This window comes from Hydrogenophaga sp. A37 (genome assembly GCF_002001205.1).
GTDB lineage: Bacteria > Pseudomonadota > Gammaproteobacteria > Burkholderiales > Burkholderiaceae_C > Hydrogenophaga.
In genome coordinates this window covers 23,323-40,215 of sequence record NZ_MUNZ01000135.1, presented here as the reverse complement: position 1 = coordinate 40,215, position 16,893 = coordinate 23,323, and the positions used below count along the sequence as shown (strand labels likewise).

Here is a 16,893-nt window from a genome sequence, read left to right as displayed (position 1 = left end):
CCCCACCAGCGGCCGGCGAAGCCAGTTGCTTCAAGGCCCCCAGCCACCCCGGCCCCAGCACCAGTTGGGGCCGGGCCTGGCGCGTGCGGGCTGCGGCCTGCGCCAGATCGGGCGTGCCCTGGTGCAGCAACTGCCAGGCCACCACCGCCGCCGCGCTGCGCGAGAAACCGAGGGCACAACACACCCACACCGGCCCGTCCTGGCCGGCACCGCGCTGGGCCTGCACCAGGTGCGCCGCGCGCCGCAGGCGGGCTGGGCTGGGGACCACCAGGTCCAGCATGGGCAGGCAGCGGCTCACCGGCTGCGCCGCAGCGTGCAAGGGCAGTTCCGCACACAGGCTCACCAGCGCGGGCTGGCCAGCGGCCAGCCATTCGGCGAGGCGCGGGCGCCGCCCCAGCCAGACGCCGGGCACCACCTCCACCCGGGGCGGCAGGTTGCGCGTCCAGGCCCAGGCGTTGAAGGCTGCGGCCCAGAGGTACGGCGCCAGCAGCCAGCGCGCCGACCAGTGCATGCGGCCCGAGCGGTCCATGCGGAACCCGCGCGCGCCAAAGCCCAGGTAGTTCAAGGCCACCACGGCCAGCGACGCGGCCGGCCAGGCCAGCCAGAGCGCCACGCCGCCCCACCAGAGCGCCAGCGCCAGCACACCGGCAGCGCCTGCGACATACAGCGCGGCCAGCTTCAGCCGCTGCGGATCGTGGCTCAACCGCCATGCCACGGGCAAAGCCACCTCACGCTCCAGCGGCCACAACCACACGCACAGCAAACCGAGCAGAGCGCCGGTGGGGATGTCGATGAAATGGTGCTGGTAGGTGGTGAGCACCGAGGCGCAAATGGCGAAGGTCCAGACGTGCAGCAGTGCGCGCTGCCAGGTGTTGCGCATCAGCGGCCGGTACCAGTCCCACAGGATGACGGCCAGCGCGATGTGCAGCGAAGGGGCCTGGTTGAAGGGCTGGTCAAACCCGCGCAGGGCCGCAAACAGGAAACCCGCAGCGCCGTGGGCCTCGGGCCGCCCGAAGCTGAAATGCAGCGGCCACGCCACAAAGCAGGCCACGGCGACGAACTGCGCCGTGAGCAGGCGGGCCGCGTGGCGGTTGATGCGGTGTTTGCTGCGGCTCAGGAACAGCGACAGGCCGTAGAAGGCGTTGATGGACCAGTAGGGGAACACCGTCCAGTCCCAGAACGGGATGTGATGCTCCCAGTCGAAGACCACTGTGGGCACCTGCCCCGCCGCCGAGCGCTGCACCGCCCACCAGTTGGCCAGGCCGTAGCTCAGGTAGAACAGCGGCGCGAGCAGGGCCAGCCAGGCGAGCGAGCGCCGCCACGGCCAGGCTGCGGGTGCGCTGCTGTTCACGGAACCACGCAGTGAAGTCATGCCGCCTCGCGCACCGCCAGCGACACGGTGAAGATGCCCCACTCGTCGATGCGCTGCGTGATTTTTCTGAAGCCGGCAGCGGCCACGAGCTGGTCCATCTCGGCCTGCGTGCGGCGGCGCATCACCCACGCCTGGCCCTGGCGGTGGCTGGTGAGGGCGCGCGCGATCATCTCCAGCTGCGGGTGCCAGGGTTGGCCGGTGTAGACCAGGTAACCGCCCGGCGCCACCGCGTCGGCCACACCGGCCAGCGAGCGGGCGACCATGGCGTTGTCAGGGAACAGCTCGTACAGGCCCGAGACCGTGACCAGCGTGGGGCGCGGCGTGGCGCTGGCCACCTGGGCGCGGTCGAAGGCGTCGGCCTTCTCGAAACGGGCGGTGGACTGCAGGCCGCGCTGCGCGATCAGCGCCTGGCCGTCGCGCACGTTGATGTCGCTGTAGTCGCGCAACAGCACCGAGGCCACCGGCACCGGGCTGCTGGCCACGGCATCGAGCACGTAGCGGCCATGGCCGGCGGCGATGTCCATCAGCCGCACCTCGCGCCCGGCGGCGGTCAGGCGCTGCATGGCGTCGCGCAGCAGTTCTTCGACGTGCAGCTTGCGCTGGCGGATGCCGCGCCAGCCAATGGAGTCCAGATACGCGCGGTCGATCAGGGCGCCCACCAGCGGCACGCCCTTGGCCTGGTTGCGGTACACGTAGTCCAGCGTGCTGCCGGAGTCGAAACCGGTCTCATGGCCCAGGCGAACGCCGTCGGACAGCAGGCCACCGAGCTTGAGACCGGCCCGTGTGCTGGCCCAGTACAGGCCGCGCGGGGACAGCGGCGAGAGTGGTTCGGCGAGCGTGCGCGCCTCGTCCGCCGTAGCGCCGCGCTGGTCGGCCTGCAGCAGGTTGACCGGTGCGGCGGGGGCGTCGAACTGCTTGAGCAAGAAGCCGCGCAAGGCCAACAGGGCACTGGCGCGGTCGCGCTCGCCCAGGGTGTCGTGAAAGAAACCCGGCAGCTCCAGCTTCTCTTTCACCGCACTGCCCAGGCGTTCGAAGAACCGGTGCTGCGGCTTGTGGTGCACCACCCAGTCGGCGCCCGAGATGAGCAGCTGCGTGGGCACCACGATGGCCTGCGCGTCGGCCACCACGCGCTCGGCCGCGGTGTACAGATCAAGCAGGATGTTGACCGCGATCGGGCGCGAGATCAGGGGGTCGGCTTCGTAGCTGGCAATGCGCTCGGGGTCGTGGGTAAGGAACTTGGCCTTCACGTAGCTGTTCACGAAGAACAGCCCGCGCAGCTTGTGCATCAGCGCCAAGCCGGCGCGCGCGAAGGGCACATACAGCTTCACCTTGAACGCGGGTGAGGCCAGCGTCATGCCGCGGATGGCGGGGGCGTAGTCGTGCGCCCAGGTGGACACCAGCACCGCGCCCACGCTTTGCGCAATGACGTATTGATCGGTCTGTGCCACACCGTGTTCAGACGCGATGTGGTCCACGAAGGTCTGCACGTCGCGCACCGAGGTGGCGAAGCTGGGGCTGTGGCCGCGCTGGCCCGGCGAGCGGCCATGGCCGCGCGCGTCCCAGGCGAAGAAGTCGAACTCGGGCAGGTTCAGTTCATCCACCAGGTGGGCCATGCGCGCGCCGTGCTCATGCCCCCGGTGAAACAACACCACCGCGCCCCGCCGCTGTGCCGCCGTGGCCGGCCAGTGCCGGTAGAACAGCGAAGCCCCGTCGTGGGTGGAAAAGCGGCACTCTTGTACCGGCCGTGTGGTGTTCATGAACGCCCTTTTGTTGTGGTTGTTGAAGAAGAAACATGGCGCTCGGCCAGGGCCGAACGCACGCGGCGCACGGTGGTGAGCGCGATGAGCAAGGCCAGCACCGGCATCAGCAGCGCCGTCCAGCCGGGCATGGGAATGCCCAGCGCGAGCGCCAGACCCAGCGCGCCAAACACGAAGGCCCGGTCGCTCTTGCCCATGGGGCCGTCGTAGCGGCGGCTGGCCCCCACGGTGGGGCCCAGCGCGCCCGCGAACTCGGACAGCCCGGCCAGCACGATCACCAGCCCGAGCCAAAAGGGGTTGCCCGGCAGCACCAGCGCAAAAGGCAGGTACAGCGCGGCGTCGGACACCACGTCGGTGAGCTCGTTGAGGAACGCGCCCAGCGGTGTCTGTTGACCGTGTTCGCGCGCCAGCATGCCGTCTACCGCGTTGAACGCCATGCGCACGAACATCCACAGCGGAATGAGCGCAAAGGCCTGCGGCGGTGGCGCCAGAAAGAACAGGCCCAACCCGAGCGCGACCGAGATCACACAGGCCAGCACCGTGACCTGGTTGGCGGTTACACCCCAGGCGTGCAGGCGCACCACGCCCGGGCGCAGCAGGTTCTGAAATGCGGGCTTCAATTGATAGATCGACATGGTCAACGTCCCTTGTAAACGATGGCCGCTATGCGAGCAGGCCGGCCACACGCTCACGCAGCGCATCGGGCGTCACGGCCCCCGCGGGCACCGCCTCACCCACGTTCAAGCCCACACGGTTGAACAGGCCACGGCGGAACGGTTTGACCATGGCGGTCGGTTCGCCGCCGGCCAGTTCGACCCGGCTGAAGTACGAGCCCCAGAGGTTGGTGAGCGCCATGGGCACCACGTTGACCGGCACGCCATCGGCCTGGGCCTGCGTCAGGATCTTGGCGATGCCACCCTTGAAGGGCTGCAGCGTGCCGTCGCGGGTGATGCCACCTTCAGGAAAGATGCCGAGCAGGTCGCCTTCGCGCAGCACCTGGGCCGCTTCGCGGAACGCGGCTTCGTAGGCGGCCGGGTCTTCTTTCTGCGGCGCCACCGGGATGGCCTTGCCCAGCTTGAACAGCCAGCCCAACACCGGCACCTTGAAGATGCGGTGGTCCATGAGGAAGCGGATCGGGCGCGGGCTCGCGGCCATCAACAGCACGGCGTCGACAAAGCTCACGTGGTTGCAGACCAGCACGGCGGCGCCTTCGGTGGGGATGTTCAGGTCGCCCTTGACATCGAACCGGTAGATCAAGCGCGAGAGCACCCAGGCCACGAAGCGCAGCAGGTATTCGGGCACCAGCATGAAGATGTAGAACGCGACCACGGCGTTGGCCAGACCGACCAGCAGAAAGAGCTGCGGAATGCTCACGCCCGCGCTGAGCAGCGCCCCCGCCAGCACCGAGCTGCCGATCATGAACAGCGCGTTCAAGATGTTGTTGGCCGCGATGATGCGGGCGCGGTGCGTGGGCTGGCTGCGCATCTGGATCAGCGCGTACATGGGCACGCTGTAGATGCCGGCAAACAGCGAGAGCAGCGCCAGGTCGGCCAGCACGCGCCAGTGCGCGGTCTCGGCCATGAACTGGCCGAGCGTGAGCGCCACGGTGGACGGCGGCAGGCCGCGCGAGGCGAAGTACAGGTCGATGGAAAACACGCTCATGCCGATGGCGCCGAGCGGCACGAGGCCGATCTCCACATGGCGGCGGCTCAGGATTTCGCACAGCAGTGCGCCGATGCCGATGCCGATGGAGAACACCACGAGCAGCAGCGAGGCCACCTGCTCGTCGCCGTGCAGCACGTCGCGCGCGAAGCTGGGGAACTGGCTCAGGAACACGGCGCCGAAGAACCACATCCAGCTGATGCCCAGCAGCGAGCGGAAGACGACGGTGTTGCCGTGCGCGAGTTTCAGGTTGCGCCAGGTTTCGGTGATGGGGTTCCAGTTGATCTGCAGGGCCGGGTCGGTGGCGGGTGACACAGGTACGGCCTGCGCCAGCACCCGGCCGATCACGGCGAGCAGCAGGCAGGCGACGGCGACGTAGGTGGGGCCCACGAGCGGCATGGCGATCAGCAGGCCGCCCGCCACGTTGCCGAGCAGGATGGCGACGAAGGTGCCCATCTCGACCATGCCATTGCCCCCGGTCAGCTCGCGCTCGCTCAGGTGCTGTGGCAGGTAGGCAAACTTCACCGGGCCAAAAAGCGTGGAGTGCAGGCCCATGAGAAACACACAACCCAACAGCAGCGGCACCTGCTGGTGCATGAAGCCCCAGCCAGCCAGCAGCATGATGGCGATCTCCAGGCTCTTCACGAAGCGGATCAGCACCTCCTTGGGGTACTTGTCGGCCAGCTGCCCGCTGGTGGCACTGAACAGCAGGAAGGGCAGGATGAACAGCGCGCCGATCACCAGCCCCGCCATCGAAGCGGGCAGCCAGCTCACCTGCAGCTGGTAGGTGACGAGCACGGTGAAGGCGAACTTGAAGACGTTGTCGTTTCCCGCGCCGAAAAACTGCACCCAGAAGAAGGGGCCGAAACGGCGCTGCGTGAGCAGGGCGAACTGGTTGGCGTGCGCTGGCTCGCTGGCGTAAGCGGTGGTGGACATGCGGTTCTCCTCCTGCGGGTGGTGGCGGGGCTTCTTGTTCATGCGCGGGCCGCGCCAGGGTCTGCCGCATTCTGCCGCAGGCGGACGGCTTTTCCGGTGGCGTTGGTGGCGGCGAGAACGGGCCAGGCGGCCAGCGCGGCGGCGATGTGTTTGAGGGTGTGGCCCGAGACCAGGTCGCCCGTGGTGTGGAACACGGCCTCGTCGCCCAGCTCCAGCGCCTTGGCCAGCGCGTACCAGGCGATCAGCGCGCCGAGTCGGATGCCGATGGCGCCGGCCGTGGGCCGTTGCAACACGGCCCAGACGATGAGCGCCATGCCACCGAACTGCACCACCGCCCAGGGCAGCACATTGCCCAGCAGCTGCGGCAGTGCGGCGGACACCACCGCCAAGCCCAGCGCCACCCACAACGTGGGGCGCGCCGGACCCTGGCCCACGCGCTCGGCCACGGCCAGCGACAAGGCGCCCGCGAAGGTGACCGCCATGCCCAGGCGGTCCCACACCAGGCCGGCCGCATCGGGCGCCCAGTGGTACCAGGCTGAGCCCAAGCCGGTGAGCAGCAGGCCGGCGAAGAATGTCTGCGTCGCGCGGTGGGTGACCTCTGGCAAGCTGACACGCGGCAGGGTCCACAGGCCCCAGGCGCCAGCCAGCGCGAGCGGCAGGTTGCTGAGCACGTCCATGGCGTTGGGCAGACCGAGCAGCGTGCGCGCGTCCACGAAGGGGTGACCGTGGGCGTGGAGGTGGCGGTGGCCATGGGGGTTAAGGGCCATGCCCAGGGCGTCCAGCAAGACGGGGCCTGCCCAAAGCGCCACGAGCCAGAGCGTGAGCAGGCAGAAGGCCCAGGCGAGCAAGGCGGTTTCGGCGGACGGCGCCGGGGCGCGGGGTGTGGCGCGGCGGGCGCGGTGTGGGCTGAGGGCGGGCAATCGCATGAGGGCTCCTGTGGGCGGGGTGAATCGAGCGCCCGCAGTGTCTGGTCGGGCAGCTTCAAACGGAATCACATTGCGATACAGTGGCCACCACATTCACCACCGGTATCGACATCCGATACCCCGATGCCATGAGCACCACCCTCGACCTCGTCGCAGCCGTCAAGAAAGAACTCAAGGCCGCGCAGATGACCTACGCCGACCTGGCGGTGGCCATGGGCATGGCGGAGTCGAGCGTGAAGCGCATGCTGGCCAAGGGCGACATGTCGCTCTCGCGGGTGGACGAGATCTGCCGCGCGCTCAAACTGGATTTCGCCGAGCTCGCGCGTCGCGTGGCCGACGCGCAGCCGCTGCTGAAGGAAATGACGGCCGAGCAAGAGCGCGCGGTGGTGGCCGACAAGAAGCTGTTGCTCGTGGCGATCTGCGTGCTCAGCCAGTGGACGCTGGAGCAGATGACCGCGAGCTACCGCCTGAGCGAGGCGGATTGCGTGAAGTACCTGGTGCAGCTCGACCGCATCGGCATCATCGAACTGCGGCCCCTGAACCGCTACCGCCTCAAGCTGGCCAAGACCTTCCGCTGGCGGCCGCACGGCCCGGTGATGAACTACTTCCGCGACCACGCGCTGCTGGACTACTTCGCGGGCGGCTTCGACGGTGCCGGCGAGGGCCTGATGCTGGTGCACGGCTCGGTGAGCCGCACGCTGGCGCCGATGTTCATGGAGCGGCTGCAGCGCGTGGCGCAGGATTTCGCGCAACAGCACCAGACCGACCAGAAGCTGGCCGACAAAGACCGCGAGGGCTACACGCTGGTGCTGGCGATGCGGAGCTGGGAATTCGAAGCCTTTGCGCAGCTGCGCAAATAGAAAGCCCACCCCCGCCGCGCTGCGCGCGACCCCCTCAAGGGGGCAACGCTGTCGGCCCGGCGAAGCCGGTTCCGCGGCGTTCTGGAGGGCTTCCCTTCTTTCTGCGAAGGCCTGTTTCTGCCGAGGCCGTTGTGACTCGACGGCCTCGTCGCTGGGCCGGGCTGGCATGATGTCGGGCTTGCCCGAAAACGGGGCCCATCTATTTCTGCTCTCCAATGAACGCCACCGCCCAAGACACACCCGACAACGCCGCACCAGCATCCGCTGAGAGCCCTGCCGAGCAGCCGGCCGGTGCCGCCCGCCCGCCACGCCGCAACGAGGGACGCAACGGGGGCAACCCCGGCGGTCGCAGCGGTGGTGGTCGTCGCCCGCAGCGCCCGGCCAACACCGAGCGCCCGGCCGGCCAGGCGCCTGCACGTCCGCACCCGGTGCTGGACCAGCTGGCCGAGCTGGTCCCCACGCTGTTTGGCGAGACCTTGCTGCCGCTCAAGCGCGGCATCTATGAAGACCTGCTGGCGGCCTACCCGGATGTGCTGGACAAAGACAGCCTGAAGGCCGCGCTGGGGCTTCACGCGCGCTCGTCGCGCTACCTCACGGTGGTGGCCTCGGGCCTGCCGCGGCACGATCTGAGCGGCCAGCCCGTGGAGGCGCTCACGCCCGAGCAGGTGCACCACGCGCTGATCGAGGTGTTCCGCCGCCGCGGCGCGCGCAGCCGCGAAGACCTGCGCCCCAAGCTGCGCCAGCGCATCCTGCAGGCGTATGAAGCCTCGGGTTTGCCGCGCGACGAATACGCCGAGCGCGTGCGCGGGCGCGACGAAGAGGTGAACCAGCTCACGCAGGACGCGCTGGCCGTGGCCGCGACGCGCGAAGCACGCGAAGAAGCGCTGCTGCGCGCCTTTGATGCCAGCGGCAAAACCGTGGAAGCTTTTGCCGACATGTACGGCATGCACGTGCTGGAAGCCAACCGCACGCTGGAGCGCGCCCGCGCTCACCTGGCCCGCCAGGCCCTGGCGCCCGCGCCGGACACGGCCGTGGTGACCAGCGCAGCCAACGAAGCAGACCCGGCGCCAGAGGCCTCTCCGCCCGCACCATGAACCCGCGCCCGCCCGACGCCAACGCCGAATCACCCTACGCGTGGTGCCGGTTGATGGTGTCGCTGGCGCTGATGACGCTGGGTGGCGCCGGCATGTATTCGGTGACGGTGGTGTTGCCGCGCATCCAGGCCGACTTTGACGTGGCGCGCGGCGACGCCTCGCTGCCCTACACGCTGACCATGGTGGGCTTTGGCCTCGGCGGCGTGCTGATGGGCAAGCTGGCCGACCGCTACGGCGTGATGGTGCCGGTGCTCGGCGGCTCGGTCGGGCTCGGCCTGGGCTTCATCGCAGCCGGCGCGTCGGGCAGCCTCTGGCAGTTCAGCCTGGCGCAAGGCCTCTTGATGGGCCTGCTCGGCACCTCGGCCACGTTCGCACCGCTGGTGGCCGACACCTCGCGCTGGTTCACGCGACGGCGCGGCACCGCACTGGCGATCTGCATGAGCGGCAACTACCTGGCCGGCGCGGTGTGGCCGCCGGTGATCCAGCACTTTGTCGAATCCCACGGCTGGCGCCAGACCTACATGGGCATTGGCGTTTTCTGCCTGCTGGTGATGCTGCCGTTGGCGCTGGTCTTGCGCCGCCGGCCGCCCGAGCCACCCGGGCCGGTCGCGGCGGCATCGCCAACCGCCGGCGCGGTGAACACCGAGCGCCCGCTCGGCCTCTCGCCCGGCACGCTGCAGGCGCTGCTGTGCGTGGCCGGCGTGTCGTGCTGCGTGGCGATGTCGATGCCGCAGGTGCACATCGTGGCCTACTGCACCGACCTCGGGTTTGGCGCCGCGCGCGGCGCGGAGATGCTGTCGGTGATGCTGGGCATGGGCATCGCGAGCCGGCTGATCTCGGGCTGGATCTCCGACCGCATCGGCGGCCTGCGCACCCTGCTGCTGGGCTCGGTGTTGCAGGGCGTGGCGCTGCTGATGTTTCTGCCCTTCGACGGGCTGGTGCCGCTTTACCTGATCTCGGGCCTGTTCGGCCTGTTCCAGGGCGGCATCGTGCCGAGCTACGCGCTGATCGTGCGCGAGCACTTCTCGCCCGCACAGGCCGGCGCGCGCACCGGCACCGTGCTGATGGCCACGCTGTTCGGCATGGCGCTGGGTGGCTGGATGTCGGGGGTGATCTTCGACCTGACCGGCTCCTACCAGGCCGCCTTCATCAACGGCATCGGCTTCAACCTGCTGAACCTGGCGATCGTCGTGTTCCTGCTGCGGCGCTCTGCGCGACGCTGAATAAGTTCCCGTGGCGTTGCCTTAGGCGGCCGGCGTGGTGAACACGGTCAACACACCGGTGTAACCGTAGAGCTGCTGGTGGGCGATTTCGCCGCCGGCAAAGAAGCCCACCAGCGGCACGTCGCCGAGCGCGCGGCGCACGATCTGCAGCTCGGCGCTGGGGGCGCCGAAATGCAGGCCGCCACGGCCCGAACAGCTCACATAGACCGCGCCCATGATCTGCCGCGCGGCGGGCGCCTCGGTGTCGCTCGCGTCGCCGGTGGTGGCGCTCAGGCTCAGCGTTTCAGGCTCCAGCTCTTCGCGGATCTCGCTGCACACGCGCACCAGGTCGGCGCGCGCGGCTTTGACGTGGCGCTCGCAGAACGCGAGGTGCGCGCCCAGCGGCGGGTGCTCGGCAATCGCCACACCCTTGCGCGCCGGGTCCAGGCCGATGATGTGGCGCACCATGACCTCGGGGCCGAACTGGCCGCGCACATGGCGCCGCTGCGCGCCCTCGCCGTCGGCCAGACGGTGCTGCGGCAGCGTGAGGCCCACGAGCGTGCGGCGCAGGCGCTCCATGGCCTGCTGGGGTTGCGCGAGCGACACCCCCAGCTCACGCAGCAGCACGTCGAGCGCGGGCTCGCCGTCGAGTGCCAGCACGAGGTTACCGTCCACGGCGGTGATCTCGCGCTCGCGGTCCACGGGCTGCGCGCCCTGGGTGACGCGCGACACCAGCGCCACATCGGGCCCGAAAGCCACGCCACTGAGCCCGCCCGACAGCACGCCACCCGCCGCCCCCTGCCCGCTCAGGTTGCCGGCGCTGCTGGCCGCAAACTGCACGCTGGCCGAGCGGCTGCCCACCAGCCCGCCAAACACATGGCCTGACTGGGTGCGCTCGGCCACTTCGGCAATGAGTTCGGCCAGATCGTTCGCGCCGGGGTCGGCGTGCAGCAGCGCGGTGTGGGCCACAAAGCCGCCGGGCTCGGAGCCGCTCGCGGGCAGCGGCGCGACACCGCTGAACACGCGGTACTGGTCGGGGCTGAGGTCGCAGAGCATCACGGCGAGCGCGGGCTCGTCGAAGTACTCGACGTTGTTGGCCGCAATGCCCACCCCCACGGTGCCTGCCCAGTCGGTCACTTCGGGCAGCTCGGCACTGAGGTGAGCAAGGATGTCCTGGGCTTGCGCGGCGTAGTGGTCGGTGATGTAGAGCAAGGCCAGCCCGGGCGCGTGGGCGTAGGTCGGCAGCGCCATCTGCGCACGCAACTGCGCGAGCACCAGCGCGGCGGCCATGCGCCATTGCGGGTGGGTGGCGTGGGCGTAGGGAAAGAGCTTCATGCGCGCGGTTTCGAGGGCCGGTCGCTCAGCGGCGGCGGGCGGCGGGTTTCTTTTTTGCCGCGGCCTTGCGCGCGGCCGGGGCGGCGGCGACCTTCTGCGCCGGCATGAAGCCGGGGAAAAAGGCGGTGGGCATCGGCCAGTCGCCGGTGGACAGGGGCTGCGCTGCCGTCGGGCTGGCGGCCGGGCGGCGCACCGGCTTTTTCTGGGCAGCGGGCTGGGCTTTGGGTTTGGGTTTGACTTTTGGAGCGGGGGCCGGTGCTGGGGCTTTGGCCTTGGTCGGCGCCTTCTTGCCGCTGACCGCGCGCACGGCAGCCTGGCCCATGCCCGCCGCCGCGCCCACATTGCGCGCGACGGTGTCGCCGATTTTGCGGCCCGCCTTGCCGGCCATGCCGGTCGCGGTTTTCACCGCCTGCTCGGTCAGGCCGCTGGCCACGTTGCGCGTCGCGTCGAGCGCGCCCTGTTTGGCCACGTCTTTCATGGCCGTGGTCGCGATCTGCTGGAATTGCTGCGACAGCGCGCCCCACCACTGCATGGGATCGATCACCCCACCGGCCAGCGCGGACGACTCGCCCTGCGCCGCTGCCTTGCGCGACTTCTTCACGGGCTCGGGCGCGGCGGCTTCTTCGGGGGCTTCGTCCTCCACGTCTTCAGCGTCTTCTTCGACGTCTTCGGCTTCCGGCTCGGGCGCTCGCGCGCCATAGGTGCGGGGCGGAATCTCAAGGCCGGCGAAGCCCTTGGGGGCGGCCGGGGCTGGGGTGACCCCGGCGAACCCGGCCATGGCCTCGGTGGCCTTGAGCTTGAGCGAATTGGCCACGTCGCCCAGGCTGAAGTTCATGGTCTTGAGCGTGGCGAGTGTCATCTTCTGCACCTCCAGCGCCTGGATGGTGGCGGCCAGCGCCTTGGCGTTCTGGTCGAGCCAGAACTGCACCGCCTTGAGCTCGTCGATGCGCTTTTCAAGGTCTTCGACGTTGAAGGTGGGCGCCACCCAGTTGCCGAGGTTGGGCATCTGCGGCACGCTTTTGCCCAGGCCCTCGGCCATACCCCCGGCGGCCTGCCCCGCGAGGTTTTGCAGGAACTCGAAACCGGGTACGAATTTGCCGAAACCGCTGGCGTCGCTCATGGCTGTCTCCTCTGGGGGTGATCGGGGAAGAAGGGTCGCTGTCGGATCGGGCGCTCAGTCGTCCACGCCGTAACGGGGAGGCCGACGCTCTCGCAAGGATGCCACACCTTCGCGCACATCGGGCCCGGCAAAACCCATGAATTCCAGCGCCAGCGAGGTGTCAAACGCAGGGCCCGCCTGGCGCAGCCAGTTGTTGAGCGAGTACTTGGTCCAGCGGATCGCGGTCTGGCTGCCCGAGGCCAGCCGGTCGGCCACCTCGTAGGCCTTGTCGAGCAGCTGCGCCTCGTCCACCGCGAGCGACACCAGGCCGATGCGCTCGGCCTCTTCGCCACTGATCGGCTCGCACAGCATGAGGTAGTACTTGGCCTTGGCCAGGCCACACAGCAGCGGCCAGACGATGGCCGCGTGGTCGCCGGCCGCCACGCCCAGGCGCGTGTGGCCATCGACGATCTTGGCGCTCTTGGCAGCGATCGAGATGTCGGCCAACAGGCCCGCCACGAGACCGGCGCCCACGGCCGGGCCGTGCATGGCGCTGACGATGGGTTTGTCGCAGTTGATGACGTTGTAGACGAGGTCGCGCGCCTCTTTCCACACCCGGGTTCGCACCTCGAAGTCGGTCGCCATGTCCTGCACCAGCGCCAGGTCGCCGCCACCCGAAAAACCCTGGCCGCTGCCGCGCAGCACGGCGCAGCGCACCGCGTCGTCGCGCCCCACGTCGCGCCAGATCTCGCTCAGCTCCCAGTGGCCATCGTGCCCGGCGGTGGGCAGCTTGCCGTTGCCGCCCGGACCATCGGCGCGCATCTGGATGTCGAGCACCGAAGGCACACCGTTCACGGTGGGACCGCGCCGGGTGATGGCGAGGGTCAGGTAACGGCCGTAGTCGACAGCGGGCATGAATGGCACTCCTGAGCAAGGGGTCGGAAAGGTGGGGCAATTCTGCGTCGAATTCACCCCGTTCCCGCCGAGGATTTGCCCCTAGCCACGGGACTTCAGGGGAACCGCTTGACGCTGGTCAAGGCACCGCACAGACGGCGGGCGCAACATGGGTTCACCGTCCCAGAACCACCTGTTCAGACTGATCAAAGAGGAGCACACATGACCACCCCACTCTCAGACACCTTTGCCCAACAGCTGCGCGGCATGCGCACCGACGTGCTGGCCCAGTTGCGCGCCCAGCGCGGCGGCCAGATCGGTCGCGCCGAAGCGGCCGCCGAGGCCCGCAGGCACGAGAGCGATGACTGGGCACAGGCCGACGCCGAGCGCGACCTGGCCTTCGCCATGGAAGAACGCGAGTCGGCCGAACTGATCGCCATCGACGCCGCGCTGCAGCGCGTCGCCGACGGCAGCTACGGCCTGTGTGTCGACTGCGGTGACGCCATCGCCAACGCGCGGCTGCACGCCAACCCCACGGCCCTGCGCTGTGTGGGCTGCCAAGGCAAGGCCGAGCAGGCCAGCGGCGCGGTGCGTCCGGCCGGCTACTGACCTCTTTCTCAAAACCCCTTCAAAGGAAAACACCGCATGACCACTTTCCACGCCGTCGTCTGGATGGACCACACCGAAGCCCATGTGCTGATGTTTGACAAGGAACACGTCGAGGCGCAGCGGATCAAGGCGCGCAGCCACCACACGCCCAAACACGGCCATGTCGGCGCCGACAAGGACTTCTTCAAACAGATCGCCGACACGCTGACCGGCGTGACCGAGGTGCTGCTGACCGGCCCAGCCAACGCCAAGATCGAGTTCCGCGACTTCTGCAAGCACAACGCCCACGCCATCGACCAAGCGGTGGTTGATGTGGTGACGACCGACCACCCGAGCGACGCTCAGGTGGTGGCGATGGCGCGCCAGTACTTCAAAAGGTTGGTGTAACAGCGAAGCCCCCCCGCGAAGCGATGGACCCCCCTGCGCCGCTTCGCGTCACCCCCCAGGGGGCGGGCACTGGCCGTCCGGCAAAGCCGGCCCGGCGGTGCCCTGGGGCGCGCGGCGGGTTGCTCCGGCGCCTTGAGAGCCCCATGAAGAGCCCACCGGCACGCGCCGGTGGGCTTTTGTTATTCTGCGGCGATGCCCATCCAGCCCAGCACCCTGCCCGCGCGCGGCCTGTTTCACTTCGCGTTCCACGTCACCGATCTCGACGCGGCGCGGCGCTTCTACGGCGGTGTGCTGGGTTGCACGGAGGGCCGCAGCACCGACACCTGGGTGGACTTTGATTTCTTCAGCCACCAGATCTCGCTGCACCTGGGGGAACCCTTCAAGACCACACGCACCGGCCGGGTGGGCGAGCACCTGGTGCCGATGCCGCACTTCGGCCTGGTGATGCGGCTGCCCGATTGGCAGGCGCTGGCCGCGCGGCTGCAGGCGGCGGGCATGGACTTCGTGCTGCCGCCGCAATGCCGCTTCGAAGGCCAGCCCGGCGAACAGTGGACGATGTTTTTCTGCGACCCCTTCGGCAACCCGATCGAGGTCAAGGGTTTCGCCAGCACCGACGCGATCTTCGCCACCTGAACCGGCAAGCGACGCCCCAATGACACAGGGCCCCGAAGGGCCCTGGACAACGGTGTCTGCCCGCGGGGTCAGTCCAGCGGCGCGATCTTCTGATCGATGGCGCCGAAGATGCTCTGGCCGTCTTTGCCCTTCATCTCGATGCGGATGGTGTCGCCGAACTTCATGAACTCGGTGCTGGGCTTTCCGTCGAGGATGGTCTCGATGCAGCGCTTCTCGGCGATGCAGCTGTAGCCCTTGGGCCAGTCTTTCTTGCCGTCCACCTCGATGCCCTTGTTGCTCACCGTGCCGCTGCCCACGATGGAGCCGGCGCGCACGTTGCGGGTCTTGCCGATGTGGGCGATGAGCTGGCCGAAATGGAAGGTCATTTCGGGGCCGGCGTCGCACATGCCGACCTTGCGGCCGTTCCAGGTGGACTGCAGCGTGAGGTGCAGACGACCGCCCTGCCAGGCATCGCCCAGCTCGTCGGGCGTGACCGCGACCGGGCTGAAGGCGCTGGCGGGCTTGCTCTGGAAGAAGCCGAAGCCCTTGGCCAGTTCGTTGGGGATCAGGTTGCGCAGCGACACGTCGTTGACCAGCATCACCAGGCGGATGCCGTCGAGCGCCTGCTCGGGCGTGCAGCCCATGGCCACGTCGCCCGTGACCACGGCGATCTCGGCCTCGAAATCGATGCCGAAGTCTTCACTCGGCACCACCACGTCGTCGCGCGGGCCGATGAAGTCGTCGCTGCCGCCCTGGTACATCAGTGGGTCGCTGTAGAAGGTGGCGGGCACCTCGCTGTTTCGGGCGGCGCGCACCAGCTCGACGTGGTTCAGGTAGGCCGAGCCGTCGGCCCACTGGTAGGCACGCGGCAGCGGCGCCATGCACATGGCCGGATCAAAGGGAAACGCGTGGCGCGCCTTGCCCTGATTGAGCGTCACATACAGGTCGTGCAGCTGGGGGCTGAGGAAGTTCCAGTCGTCCAGCACCTGCTGCATCTTGGTGGCGATGCCCGTCGCATAATGGGCGGTCGAGAGGTCGCGCGAGACCACCACCAGTTGCCCGTCGCGCGATCCGTCTTTGTAAGTGGCGAGTTTCATTCAAGTCTCCTGCTGCCTCATGGGGTTGGTTGGAATTACGAATAGTGAAATTGATTAACCTATACGTAAAACCTGGATTCTAGATCAACGCGCCGACCAGCGTGCAATCCCACCCGGAAACACCGGGTTTGAGCACGCCCCAAGCACCGACAGCCGCCCCATCACCCATGCCCGCAGCGAAATCCACCGCCACGCCGAAGTCTCCTGCCCGCCGAGAAACATCGGCCAACGACACCGACCACCTGCGCGCCGGCATCCAGTCGGTCGAGGTCGGGTTCGAGTTGCTCAATGCCCTGTCGCAGGCCCCCGGTGCACTGATGCTGCGCGACCTGGCCGCCGCCGCCGGCATGAGCGCGGCCAAGGCGCACCGCTACCTCGTGAGTTTCCAGCGCATGGGCCTGGTGATGCAAGACCCGGTGAGCACGCGCTACGACCTCGGCCCCGCCGCACTGCGCCTGGGCCTGGCCAGCCTGAGCCGACTGGACGCGGTCAAGCTGGCGCGCGAGCGCATTGACGGCCTGCTGGCCGAGACCGGCCACACGCTGGCCATCGCCGTCTGGGGCAACCAGGGCCCGACCATGGTGCACTGGAGCGAAGCGCCGCAGACGGTGCCGGTCACGCTGCGGCTGGGCGACGTGATGCCCTTGCTCACTTCCGCCACCGGGCGCTGCTTTGCCGCGTTCATGGGGCAGGAAGGGCGCGACGCGCAGCGCATCGCGCCAATGATCCGCGAGGAGCTGGCGCGCATGAAAAAAATGCCGCGCAGCGGATTGCCGCTGGTCGACGTGCCGCAGACGCAGCAGGACGTGCAGGCCATCCTCGACGAGACCCGTGCCCAGGGTCTGGGGCGCGTGGTGCACAGCCTGCTGCCTGGCGTGGGCGGTTTTTGTGCGCCGGTGTTCGACGCTCAGGGGCGCCTCGCCATGGGTCTGGTCGTGCTCGGCTCGGTGGCCACGCTGGACACCGACTGGAGCGGGGTACCGGCCACCGCGCTGCGACGCTGTGCGCAACAACTCTGCGCCGACCTGGGTCATCGCCAGCCTGCCTGAAC

General features: G+C 68.9%; 16 protein-coding genes. 7 read left to right on the top strand and 9 right to left on the bottom strand.

What is annotated here, in order from left to right; all coding sequences use genetic code 11:
* The 5 genes from B0E41_RS18720 to B0E41_RS18700 all read right to left on the bottom strand — a co-directional run.
* On the bottom strand, positions 1-1,351 hold a 1,351-nt coding region (locus B0E41_RS18720), incomplete at its 3' end, for a phosphatase PAP2/dual specificity phosphatase family protein (protein ID WP_253195007.1).
* A gap of 17 nt (positions 1,352-1,368) precedes the next feature.
* Positions 1,369-3,129, bottom strand: coding sequence for a bifunctional alpha/beta hydrolase/class I SAM-dependent methyltransferase (locus B0E41_RS18715; protein ID WP_077333142.1), 1,761 nt, complete (start codon positions 3,127-3,129; stop codon positions 1,369-1,371).
* The gene (locus B0E41_RS18710; protein WP_077333140.1) at positions 3,126-3,764 is read right to left on the bottom strand and encodes a CDP-alcohol phosphatidyltransferase family protein; all 639 of its coding nucleotides are present in this window, start codon (positions 3,762-3,764) and stop codon (positions 3,126-3,128) included. Before B0E41_RS18710 ends, B0E41_RS18715 begins: the two co-directional genes overlap by 4 nt.
* Positions 3,765-3,792: 28 nt before the next feature.
* Complete coding sequence (locus B0E41_RS18705) at positions 3,793-5,727, bottom strand: MFS transporter (RefSeq protein WP_077333148.1); 1,935 nt, start codon at positions 5,725-5,727, stop codon at positions 3,793-3,795.
* A 38-nt stretch (positions 5,728-5,765) separates the two neighbouring features.
* Positions 5,766-6,653, bottom strand: a complete 888-nt coding sequence (locus tag B0E41_RS18700; RefSeq protein WP_077333138.1) for a hypothetical protein — start codon at positions 6,651-6,653, stop codon at positions 5,766-5,768.
* Between the two features lie 128 nt (positions 6,654-6,781).
* On the opposite strand from B0E41_RS18700, the gene B0E41_RS18695 reads away from it, so the two are divergent.
* The 3 genes from B0E41_RS18695 (at position 6,782) to B0E41_RS18685 (ending at position 9,830) form a co-directional block, all read left to right on the top strand.
* A complete protein-coding gene (locus B0E41_RS18695) occupies positions 6,782-7,513 on the top strand; it encodes a helix-turn-helix transcriptional regulator (protein ID WP_077333146.1) in 732 nt (243 codons plus the stop codon).
* Between the two features lie 215 nt (positions 7,514-7,728).
* Entirely contained in the window at positions 7,729-8,607 is an 879-nt protein-coding gene (locus B0E41_RS18690; RefSeq protein WP_077333136.1) for a ProQ/FINO family protein, read from the top strand.
* A complete protein-coding gene (locus B0E41_RS18685) occupies positions 8,604-9,830 on the top strand; it encodes an MFS transporter (protein ID WP_077333134.1) in 1,227 nt (408 codons plus the stop codon). Before B0E41_RS18690 ends, B0E41_RS18685 begins: the two co-directional genes overlap by 4 nt.
* Before the next feature lie 21 nt (positions 9,831-9,851).
* Here B0E41_RS18685 and B0E41_RS18680 read toward each other — a convergent pair whose 3' ends face one another.
* The 3 genes from B0E41_RS18680 to B0E41_RS18670 are packed head-to-tail and all read right to left on the bottom strand — an operon-like array spanning position 9,852 to position 13,158.
* On the bottom strand, positions 9,852-11,144 hold the full coding sequence (locus B0E41_RS18680; RefSeq protein WP_077333132.1) for an FIST N-terminal domain-containing protein: 1,293 nt from the start codon (positions 11,142-11,144) through the stop codon (positions 9,852-9,854).
* Between the two features lie 25 nt (positions 11,145-11,169).
* Entirely contained in the window at positions 11,170-12,264 is a 1,095-nt protein-coding gene (locus B0E41_RS18675; protein ID WP_216350786.1) for a PhaM family polyhydroxyalkanoate granule multifunctional regulatory protein, read from the bottom strand.
* A 54-nt stretch (positions 12,265-12,318) separates the two neighbouring features.
* Entirely contained in the window at positions 12,319-13,158 is an 840-nt protein-coding gene (locus B0E41_RS18670; RefSeq protein WP_077333130.1) for an enoyl-CoA hydratase/isomerase family protein, read from the bottom strand.
* A 201-nt stretch (positions 13,159-13,359) separates the two neighbouring features.
* On the opposite strand from B0E41_RS18670, the gene B0E41_RS18665 reads away from it, so the two are divergent.
* The 3 genes from B0E41_RS18665 (at position 13,360) to B0E41_RS18655 (ending at position 14,766) form a co-directional block, all read left to right on the top strand.
* On the top strand, positions 13,360-13,746 hold the full coding sequence (locus tag B0E41_RS18665) for a TraR/DksA C4-type zinc finger protein (RefSeq protein WP_077333128.1): 387 nt from the start codon (positions 13,360-13,362) through the stop codon (positions 13,744-13,746).
* A 36-nt stretch (positions 13,747-13,782) separates the two neighbouring features.
* The gene (locus B0E41_RS18660) at positions 13,783-14,133 is read left to right on the top strand and encodes a hypothetical protein (RefSeq protein WP_077333126.1); all 351 of its coding nucleotides are present in this window, start codon (positions 13,783-13,785) and stop codon (positions 14,131-14,133) included.
* A 192-nt stretch (positions 14,134-14,325) separates the two neighbouring features.
* The gene (locus tag B0E41_RS18655) at positions 14,326-14,766 is read left to right on the top strand and encodes a VOC family protein (RefSeq protein ID WP_077333124.1); all 441 of its coding nucleotides are present in this window, start codon (positions 14,326-14,328) and stop codon (positions 14,764-14,766) included.
* A 68-nt stretch (positions 14,767-14,834) separates the two neighbouring features.
* On the opposite strand, the gene B0E41_RS18650 is transcribed toward B0E41_RS18655, so the two are convergent.
* Complete coding sequence (locus B0E41_RS18650) at positions 14,835-15,842, bottom strand: fumarylacetoacetate hydrolase family protein (RefSeq protein WP_077333122.1); 1,008 nt, start codon at positions 15,840-15,842, stop codon at positions 14,835-14,837.
* A 167-nt stretch (positions 15,843-16,009) separates the two neighbouring features.
* Here B0E41_RS18650 and B0E41_RS18645 point away from each other — a divergent pair, with 167 nt between their 5' ends.
* On the top strand, positions 16,010-16,891 hold the full coding sequence (locus B0E41_RS18645) for an IclR family transcriptional regulator (protein WP_077333120.1): 882 nt from the start codon (positions 16,010-16,012) through the stop codon (positions 16,889-16,891).
* Positions 16,892-16,893: the final 2 nt, after the last annotated feature.

Excerpts from the sequence above, each read along its gene's own strand:
- B0E41_RS18655 (WP_077333124.1), top strand. The coding sequence starts at position 14,326 with ATGCCCATCCAGCCCAGCACCCTGCCCGCGCGCGGCCTGTTTCACTTC.
- B0E41_RS18665 (WP_077333128.1), top strand. The coding sequence starts at position 13,360 with ATGACCACCCCACTCTCAGACACCTTTGCCCAACAGCTGCGCGGCATG.
- B0E41_RS18705 (WP_077333148.1), bottom strand. The coding sequence starts at position 5,727 with ATGTCCACCACCGCTTACGCCAGCGAGCCAGCGCACGCCAACCAGTTC.
- B0E41_RS18650 (WP_077333122.1), bottom strand. The coding sequence starts at position 15,842 with ATGAAACTCGCCACTTACAAAGACGGATCGCGCGACGGGCAACTGGTG.
- B0E41_RS18695 (WP_077333146.1), top strand. The coding sequence starts at position 6,782 with ATGAGCACCACCCTCGACCTCGTCGCAGCCGTCAAGAAAGAACTCAAG.
- B0E41_RS18670 (WP_077333130.1), bottom strand. The coding sequence starts at position 13,158 with ATGCCCGCTGTCGACTACGGCCGTTACCTGACCCTCGCCATCACCCGG.
- B0E41_RS18660 (WP_077333126.1), top strand. The coding sequence starts at position 13,783 with ATGACCACTTTCCACGCCGTCGTCTGGATGGACCACACCGAAGCCCAT.
- B0E41_RS18715 (WP_077333142.1), bottom strand. The coding sequence starts at position 3,129 with ATGAACACCACACGGCCGGTACAAGAGTGCCGCTTTTCCACCCACGAC.
- B0E41_RS18685 (WP_077333134.1), top strand. The coding sequence starts at position 8,604 with ATGAACCCGCGCCCGCCCGACGCCAACGCCGAATCACCCTACGCGTGG.
- B0E41_RS18700 (WP_077333138.1), bottom strand. The coding sequence starts at position 6,653 with ATGCGATTGCCCGCCCTCAGCCCACACCGCGCCCGCCGCGCCACACCC.
- B0E41_RS18645 (WP_077333120.1), top strand. The coding sequence starts at position 16,010 with ATGCCCGCAGCGAAATCCACCGCCACGCCGAAGTCTCCTGCCCGCCGA.
- B0E41_RS18680 (WP_077333132.1), bottom strand. The coding sequence starts at position 11,144 with ATGAAGCTCTTTCCCTACGCCCACGCCACCCACCCGCAATGGCGCATG.
- B0E41_RS18690 (WP_077333136.1), top strand. The coding sequence starts at position 7,729 with ATGAACGCCACCGCCCAAGACACACCCGACAACGCCGCACCAGCATCC.
- B0E41_RS18710 (WP_077333140.1), bottom strand. The coding sequence starts at position 3,764 with ATGTCGATCTATCAATTGAAGCCCGCATTTCAGAACCTGCTGCGCCCG.
- B0E41_RS18675 (WP_216350786.1), bottom strand. The coding sequence starts at position 12,264 with ATGAGCGACGCCAGCGGTTTCGGCAAATTCGTACCCGGTTTCGAGTTC.